Annotated in this window: 6 protein-coding genes; 3 read left to right on the top strand and 3 right to left on the bottom strand. The window is 71.0% G+C overall.

Annotated elements, in window-relative coordinates:
- The 3 genes from IJH84_RS26125 to IJH84_RS26115 form a co-directional block, all read right to left on the bottom strand.
- The coding region (locus IJH84_RS26125) for a catalase (RefSeq protein ID WP_295150111.1) at window positions 1–197 on the bottom strand (197 nt) is incomplete at its 3' end.
- 65 nt (window positions 198–262) lie between these two features.
- Window positions 263–751: a VTT domain-containing protein gene (locus tag IJH84_RS26120; protein WP_200070748.1), complete on the bottom strand. Its 489-nt coding sequence runs from the start codon at window positions 749–751 to the stop codon at window positions 263–265.
- 151 nt (window positions 752–902) lie between these two features.
- Window positions 903–1,607, bottom strand: a complete 705-nt coding sequence (locus IJH84_RS26115; RefSeq protein WP_200070747.1) for a FadR/GntR family transcriptional regulator — start codon at window positions 1,605–1,607, stop codon at window positions 903–905.
- Window positions 1,608–1,787: 180 nt separating this feature from the next.
- Between IJH84_RS26115 and IJH84_RS26110 the strand changes: the two genes are divergently transcribed.
- The 3 genes from IJH84_RS26110 to IJH84_RS26100 all read left to right on the top strand — a co-directional run bounded on the left by IJH84_RS26110 (window position 1,788) and on the right by IJH84_RS26100 (window position 5,964).
- Window positions 1,788–3,038, top strand: coding sequence for an SLC13 family permease (locus IJH84_RS26110; RefSeq protein WP_295150104.1), 1,251 nt, complete (start codon window positions 1,788–1,790; stop codon window positions 3,036–3,038).
- Window positions 3,039–3,065: 27 nt separating this feature from the next.
- Complete coding sequence (locus tag IJH84_RS26105) at window positions 3,066–4,517, top strand: acyl-CoA synthetase (RefSeq protein ID WP_295150101.1); 1,452 nt, start codon at window positions 3,066–3,068, stop codon at window positions 4,515–4,517.
- Between the two features lie 151 nt (window positions 4,518–4,668).
- On the top strand, window positions 4,669–5,964 hold the full coding sequence (locus tag IJH84_RS26100) for a carboxyl transferase domain-containing protein (RefSeq protein WP_295150113.1): 1,296 nt from the start codon (window positions 4,669–4,671) through the stop codon (window positions 5,962–5,964).
- The last annotated feature ends 839 nt before the right edge of the window (window positions 5,965–6,803 follow it).

Genomic DNA, 6,803 nt, shown 5'->3' with positions numbered 1-6,803 from the left:
ATGCGTTCGTGGTCGAAGTGGGTGATCTTCTCGCGCGCGTGGAAGTCCTCCAGCAACGTCGGACCGCGCTCGCCGACGGTCAGCGAATCGTCGGTGTGGTCGACTCGCACGCCTTGCTGGGTGGTCAAGTAGGTGTCTTCGACGTCCTTGCGGACGCCGTCGAGCTGCTCCTGCTTGTCGCCGTGGTGGGAAGCCATTACCTACCTCCGGGTGGCCGGAACCTGCCCTCAGCGGGTGCCCTCGCCCGGAGGTCGTTATGCGCTCAGCCGAAGAACGGCAGCTGGTGCACCACTTCGGGGGCGCCTGCGACGATCAGGAAGTGGATCGCGCGGCCGGTGAGGCTCACCGCGAGGAAACCGAGCAGGGGCAGGCCGGCGGCGCCGGACAGGAAGCACAGCACGGTGAACGGCGGAAAGCTCAGCACCGCGCTGACGAACAGGACGCCCAGCCCCCACCACGGGTGTTGCTCGGTGCGGGAGTGGAACTTCTCCAGCAGAGCGGCCCAGCGGCCGCCCTCGCGGGCCTCGGTCATCCTGCCGAGGCGCCTGCCGAGCGAGAAGCCGCCGCGACCGGCCAAGAAGAACAGCGTCTTGCCCAGCATCTGCCCGACCGCCGCGGCCAGGCCCAGCGCCCACCAGTTCAAGCCTTCGACGGTGCTGAGCACACCGACCAGGTAGAGCTCGATGTTGGCCAGCGGGAAAACGCTGCCCAGCAGGGCGGTGCCCGCCGTGGCCAGCAGCCAGCCGATCATCGGGGGCCTGCGGGCCGGGGGCGGGCGGGGATCAAGGATTGCTCCACTGCGGTCGGGACGGCGAGACGAAGCCTAACCGCACCGTTCCCGGTGCCATCGCGGCAGGCCAGGCTCGGCGGAGGGTGTCCGCGATGGGGGATTCGCCGCGGTTTCAGTCCGCGTCCGGATCCCAGCTGAGCAACCGGACGCGGCTGACGGTGCGCAGGTGGCGGCGCATCGCGGTGACCGCGGTGCGGGCGTTGCCCGCGCGGATCGCTTCGGCGATGCGCTCGTGCTGGCGCAGCGACTGCGGCGGGCGGTTGGGCTGGCGCAGCGACTCCTGGCGGCTCTCGGCGATCTCGTCGGCGATCGTGCGCATGAAGTCCGCGAGCATCGTGCTGTGCGCGGCCGCGGTGATCGCGGCGTGGAACCGGCGGTCCCCGTCGCCGCCGAGGTCGCCGGCTTCCACCTGGCCGCGCATGTCGGCCAGCGCCGCGTCGATCTCGGTCAGGTCCTGCTCGGTGCGGCGTTCGGCGGCGAGTTCGGCAAGCTTCGTCTCCAGCGCCTCCCGGGCGTCGAGCACGTCCGGCAACCTGCGGCGCCGCGCCACCAGCTCCTCCACCGGCTCGCTGTCCAGCACGCGCTCGCGCAGGTAGGTGCCGCCGCCGTGGCGCACCTCGACGAGGCCCTGGACTTCCAGGACGACGATCGCCTGGCGCACCGAGGCGCGGCTCACCCCTAGCCGGTCGGCCAGCTCCCGTTCCGGCGGGAGGCGGTCGCCGACGTCCAGCCCGGAAGCGGCGACGTGCTCGCGCAACCGCACCACGACCTGCTCGTAGAGCTTCGGCCGGGTCAGCGGGCGCAGCGCGTCGGACACCTTCGGCCTCCAGCGGACGGATCGACAGCGCCCAGATTAGCACCGGAGATCTCGGTCAGAGGTTCGTCCAGTCGACCAATTCAGTCTTGACGGTGTTCGGGCCGAGGCGCAAAGTGGTCCATCCAGTGAACCAATGTCCCCGCGGCCTCGCGGTCGCGGGGATGACGAGGGGAGACAACGGTGTCGCCCGAGTTGATCTCGATCTTCGCGCTGGTGGCCTGCTTCGCGTTGGCCACGACGATGTCGGTGAACATGGGGGTGCTGGCGTTCGCCGCCGCGTTCGCCGTCGGCAAGCTCGCCGGCGGGCTCTCCGACGACGACATCTTCGCCGGCTTCCCCGGCGACATCTTCGTGGTGCTCGTCGGCGTGACCTACCTGTTCGCGATCGCCCGGGCCAACGGCACCACGGACTGGCTGGTGCACTGGGCGGTGCGGCTGGTCGGCGGACGGCTCGCGGTCATTCCCTGGGTGATGTTCGGTGTCGGTGCGGTGCTCACCGCGATCGGCGCGGTCAGCCCGGCCGCGTGCGCCATCGTCGCGCCCATCGCGCTGAACCTCGCCGCCCGGCACGGCATCAACCCGCTGCTGATGGGCGCGATGGTCGTGCACGGAGCGCAGGCAGGCGGGTTCTCGCCGATCAGCGTGTACGGCGTGATCGTCAACGGCGTGGTCGCCGACAACAAGCTGCCCGGTAGTCCGCTGGTGCTGTTCCTCGGCAGCTTCGCGGCGAACCTGCTGATCGCGGCCGTGGTCTTCGTGGTGCTCGGCGGCATGCGGCTGGCGCGCAGCCGGCCGGTCGCACCCGATCAGGAGGAATCGGCCGAGGTCATGCGGCTCACCAGAGACCGGGTGCTGACGCTGCTCGGGCTGGTCTCGCTCGTGGTGTGCACGCTGGTGTTCGAGCTGGACGCCGGCCTGGTGGCGATGACCGTGGCCGTGGTGCTGACCGTGATGTCGCCGAAGGCGGCCGCGAACGCTCCCGCGGAGGTCACCTGGCCCACGGTGCTGCTGATCTGCGGTGTGCTGACCTACGTCGGCGTGCTCAAGGAAATGGGCACGATCGACTACGTGGGCCACGCCGTGGCCGGGGTCGGATTGCCGCTGCTGGCCGCGGTGCTGCTGTGCTACATCGGCGGCATCGTCTCGGCGTTCGCCAGTTCGGTCGGACTGATGGGTGCCTTGATCTCGCTGGCCGTGCCGTTCCTGGAGACCGGGGCGATCGGAGCGGTCGGCATGGTCACCGCGCTGGCCGTCAGCGCCACGCTCGTCGACGTCAGCCCCTTCTCCACGAACGGGGCGATCGTGCTGGCCAACGCGAAGGGCGTCGATCGGGAAGTGTTCTTCCGGCGCCTGCTGGTTTACGGCGCAGCGGTCGCCGCCGCGGGCCCGGCAGTGGCCTGGCTCATTTTCGTCGTCCCCGGTCTGGGGTGAAATTGCAACGGAGCTCGGAGGTACGCCATGGATCGCGCAACGGAGTTGTTCCCGAAGCTGCGGCGCCCGGACGACGAGGAGGCGTTGCGGTTCGGTGACCGCGCGCTGACCTACCGGGAGCTGGCCGCGGCCGCGAGCGGCATCGCCGAGCGGGTGGGGCCCGCCGAACGGGTCGCGGTGTGGGCGACCGCCGAACTGGAGACCTGCGTGGCCGTGGCAGGCGCGCTGGCCGCCGGGGCAGCGGTGGTGCCGGTCAACCCGAAGGTGGGCGAGCGGGAACTCGAGCACATCGTCGGCGACAGCGAGCCGGGATTGCTGCTGGCGGCGCCCGGGTTCCAACCGCCCGAGGCGCTGCGGCAGATCCCGGTGCACGAGGTCGACCTGGCACCGGGCAGCGGAGCGCTCCCGCCCGAACCGGACGAGGAATCGCCCGCGCTCGTCGTCTACACGTCCGGCACCACCGGACCGCCGAAGGGCGTGGTGCTTCCGCGCCGCGCCATCCGGGCGAACCTGGACGCGCTGGCCGACGCGTGGGAGTGGACCGCCGAAGACGTGCTGGTGCACGCGCTGCCGCTGTTCCACGTGCACGGCTTGATCCTCGGCACGCTGGGACCGCTGCGGCTCGGCGGCACCGTGCACCACCTCGGCAAGTTCTCCCCGCAGGCGGCGGCCGATGAACTGGCCGGGTCGGCGACCATGTTGTTCGGGGTGCCGACCATGTACCACCGGCTCGCCGACGACGCCGAGCGCGATCCGGACCTGGCGAAGGCGGTCGGCCGGGCGCGACTGCTGGTGTCCGGATCGGCCGCGCTGCCAGCCGTGGAACACGAGCGGATCTCGCGATCGACCGGGCAGCGCGTGGTGGAGCGCTACGGCATGAGCGAAACGATCATGAATTCCGGGGTCCGGGCATCCGGTGACCGCAGACCCGGTTACGTCGGGCTGCCCTTCGACGGGGTGGAGATCAAACTCGTCGACGACGCGGGCCGGGACATCGAAGTCAGCGACGACGAGACGGTCGGGGAGATCCTGGTTCGCGGGAGCAACCTGTTCACCGGCTACCTCAACCGGCCGGACGCCACCGCGGAGGCGTTCGCGGACGGCTGGTTCCGCACCGGTGACGTCGCCACCCGGGCGGCCGACGGCTACCTGCGCATTGTCGGGCGCAAGGCCACCGACATCATCAAAAGCGGCGGTTACAAGATCGGCGCCGGCGAGATCGAGAACGCGCTGCTGGAGCACTCGCTGGTCGCCGAGGTCGCGGTCGCCGCCGCACCGGATCCGGACCTGGGCGAGCGCATCGTCGCCTGGGTCGTGCCCGCAGGCGAGTTGACCGACCGCGACGGCACGGCCGCCGAGCTCACCGAACACGTCGCCCGACTGCTCACCCCGCACAAGCGGCCCCGCGAGGTGCGGTTCGTGGACTCGTTGCCACGCAACGAGATGGGCAAGATCATGAAGAAGGCCCTGCATGGTTGACCAGCGCGGGAACGGCGTGCGCGTCCTGATCGAGTCGCTGTGCGCGGACTTCGAGGAGTTCGAGGTCCCGCACACCGGCACGGCTGCGGGCGGACCGGAGCCCGCGGCAGCCGCGTTCGATCATGTTGCGGATGCGGACCCGGACGAGCGGATGGCGCCGGATGTGAGCAACCCGGACGCGGTTTCCACCGCGGACGGCCCGCTGCGCTGGCCCGGCTACGACGAACAGCGATGCCGCGCGGCCGAACGCACCGGCACCGACGAATCCGTGCTGTGCGGACAGGGACGCATCGGCGCTGGGCACGCCGTGTTGATCGCGTTCGAGTTCGGTTTCCTGGGCGGTTCGGTCGGGGAGACCGCTGGAGCCCGCGTGGTGCACGCCTTCGAGCGGGCGCGCGAGCTGCGGCTGCCGGTGATCTCCCTGGTCGCATCCGGCGGCAGCCGGATGCAGGAGGGCATCCGCGCGCTCGCACAGCTGCAGGCGATCGCCCGCGCCTGCCTGCTGACCCGGCAGGCGCGGATCCCGCACATCACCGTGCTGCGCAACCCGACGACGGGCGGCATGTGGGCGTCCCTGGCCGCAGGTGCCGACATCGTGCTCGCCTCCCCGGAAGCCGATGTTGCCTTCGGCGGCAGCCGGGTGCGCACCCCTGACGAGAAGAGTGCTTCGTTCACCGCCGCGGGCAAGGTCACCGACGGTCAGGTCGACCGGCTCGTCGACGACACCGAGCTACCGCAGGTGCTGGCCCGGCTGGTGGAGCTGCTGCACCCGCAACGCCTGGTCCGCCCGCCGGCCCCCGCCGACCTGCCGGAACCGATCACCCGGCGACCCGAGCCCGGCACCGGATGGGATGCCGTTCGCCGCGCCCGCGCCGCCGACCGGCCGCATGCGCAGGACTACCTCGACCGGTATTTCACCTCCCGGTTCTCGTTGAGCGGAGACCGTGCCGGCGGCACGGACTCCGGGATGTTGTGCGGAATCGGCGAACACGACGGGCGTCCGGTCGCTTACGCCGCGCAGGACGGCACCGCCAACAACCCGGCGGGTTTCCGGACCGCCGCGCGCTTGGTGCGCCTCGCCGACCAGCTCGGCCTGCCGGTGCTGACGCTGGTGGACACCCCCGGTGCCGCCAACGACGCCGAGGCCGAGCGCACCGGCGTCGGCCCGGCCATCGCGGAGCTGTTCACCGCCGTGGCCGAGGCCAGGGTGCCGATCACCACGCTGGTCATCGGTGAGGGCGGTTCCGGGGGAGCGCTCGCGCTGGCCGCGCCGGAATCCACCTGGATCACCGCGGACGCCTACTTCGCCGTGATCGCCCCGGAATCGAGCGCGGCGATCCTGAAGCGGCCGCCGGAGGAGGCACCGGAGTTGGCCGACCGGCTCAAGCTGCGTCCGCAGGACCTGCTCGAACTCGGCTTCGTGCGGGGTGTGGTCCCACCCGCGTGAAACCGCGCCGTGCGCTACCGGGCGGCGCGCGGCCCGCGATGCCCGTCGGTACCCGGGAATTCCTGCCGGGAGCGCCCACCACAGGCGGCGGCTGGGAAACCGGCACATCGCCGGATTTCCCAATTCCCCCGCGAAGCCACATTGCCCCGCGAAGCCACGTCGCTTCCGCGATAGGCCGAAGCATGGAACCGCGCTGCACCGCGGGAACGGTCGATTTCCGAGAGCGCCACGGTCGGTTCGGAACGCTCGCGCCCTGCGCCGCTAACCGACAGCCGCTCGCGCTTCGGTAAGCGTCCGACTGCAGGTGGCCCGAGCCCGGGTCCCGGCGCTGGGCGGGCTCCCGACGTTGGGCGGGCTCCCGGTGCTGGGCGGGGTTCGGCTGTTCTGCTGCTCGCTCATCCATGATCCCGAGTATCCGGCCTCGAACAGTCGTTCGCCATAGCTTGATCGGGTGGATCAACGCACCGGATCTCCCCGCGCGCTGTGCGTCGCCGGGCGGACTTCTCCCGAATCGGCCCCGGCTCGCCGAAAGCCGCGACCGCAGTGAGTCATGCCTCTTCCGCTGGCCACGCACCGACGATTCGACGGGAAAATTGCGCGGCGGTCGCAAATGTGATGGTCATCCCCTACCGGTTTGGTCAGCGGTCAGGTTAGCCTAACCATACAGGCTCGCGGCATCGCCGCAGCGCACCGCGCGCCGTTGTGGGAGGAAAGGACGAAATGGACCGAACTGGCATCAGCGGCCGCACGGCCGTGGTGACCGGAGCCGCCCGCGGGATCGGTGCCACGGTGGCGCACGCGCTGGGCGAGCTGGGGGCGACCGTGGCCGCTGTGGACGT

The organism is Saccharopolyspora sp. (genome assembly GCF_017434145.1).
Taxonomy (GTDB): Bacteria; Actinomycetota; Actinomycetes; order Mycobacteriales; family Pseudonocardiaceae; genus Saccharopolyspora_C; species Saccharopolyspora_C galaxeae.
The sequence above is the reverse complement of the archived record's forward strand: the minus strand, read 5'-3'. Positions and strand labels throughout refer to the sequence as shown.